Genomic DNA, 1,191 nt, shown 5'->3' with positions numbered 1-1,191 from the left:
TGTCTCGTCCTAAAATACGTTGACGATTTTAGTTAGCCAGTAACGCAAGTTGCTGGCTTTTTTCATGCATCTTATTTGGCGTATTCATACCTAGGCTGAGATGTGGCCTCATTTCGTTGTACGTATATATTGACTCTTCAACAAGTGTTTTCAACTCGCGAAGATCTTTGCACTGAGTAAGCAAGAACTCTTGCTTGAGGATACCATTGACCCGCTCAGCTAACGCGTTTTGGTAACAGTCATAACCATCCGTCATTGATGGAGTTATACCATGCTTTTTAAGTTTCTCTTGATAGAGGTTTGAGCAATACTGAAGCCCTCTATCTGAGTGATGGATTGTCGCATGACAATAACATCGAGTTTTTACCGTCATATCTAAAGCCTTCACAACATCGCTCGCTTTCATTTCATTACTGACTTCATACCCCATGATTTTACGGCTGAAGGCGTCGGTAACCAATGACAAGTAGTGAACGCCCTCGTTTGACTGAACATAAGTGATGTCGCTCACCAGAACTTCTTCTGGTTTTGACGGAACGACTTCTTTTAGCAAGTTCGGATGTTTTTTCATCCAGTGTCTGCTGTTCGTTGTTTTGGTGTAACTTCGTTTCGGCTTAACGAGTAAGCGCTCTTCTCTGAGGTAATTAAACAAAGCATCACGGCCAAGTTTTATTCCCTTAGCTATCAACTTCGGCTTCAGTAAGAAATAGAGCTTACGAGCTCCCAGCCGAGGCATGAATCGTCTTAGCTCAAGCACCATCCCTTTCACAGGAGCAAGCTCAGCCTGACGAGTGGTCTCACGCTTTTCTCTCTGATAGACACACTGACGAGATATATTGAGCAATGAACAAGCTTTACTTAAGCTTACTTTCTTCTCTTTTTGAAGGCTTCTTGCTCCTTCGCTATATACTTTTTTCTTAGCGACATCCCGTGCTCAGCATCAAGAATATCAACAACCCTATTGAGAAGAAGGCATCTGAGACGTTCATCTTCGAGCTCTTGTTCAAGTCGTTTTATTTTTTGGGCAGGCGTTTCATTCGCTCTCGGTGATTTAGGCATCGTGCTCTTCCTTGGGTTGGTAGTCCAATCCATTTTGCCATGCTTTCTTAACCAAGTAAGAACAGTCGAACGACCTTGTATGCCGTAAATTGATTGGGCTTGTTTATAGGTCATGTCGCCTTTTTCGATGGC

1 protein-coding gene is annotated in these 1,191 nt (G+C 43.0%); it reads right to left on the bottom strand.

Annotated elements, in window-relative coordinates; genetic code table 11:
- Window positions 1–28: 28 nt before the first annotated feature.
- A protein-coding gene (locus tag AB4133_RS18035) for an IS3 family transposase (RefSeq protein WP_372225228.1) occupies window positions 29–1,191 on the bottom strand; the annotation gives its coding sequence in 2 pieces (ribosomal slippage) (window positions 29–909 and window positions 909–1,191; 1,164 coding nt annotated over the 2 pieces). This gene is flagged as partial in the annotation.

Source organism: Vibrio sp. 10N.286.52.F8, assembly GCF_041468745.1.
Taxonomy (GTDB): domain Bacteria; phylum Pseudomonadota; class Gammaproteobacteria; order Enterobacterales; family Vibrionaceae; genus Vibrio; species Vibrio crassostreae_C.
This window is presented reverse-complemented; position numbering and strand designations above follow the sequence as displayed.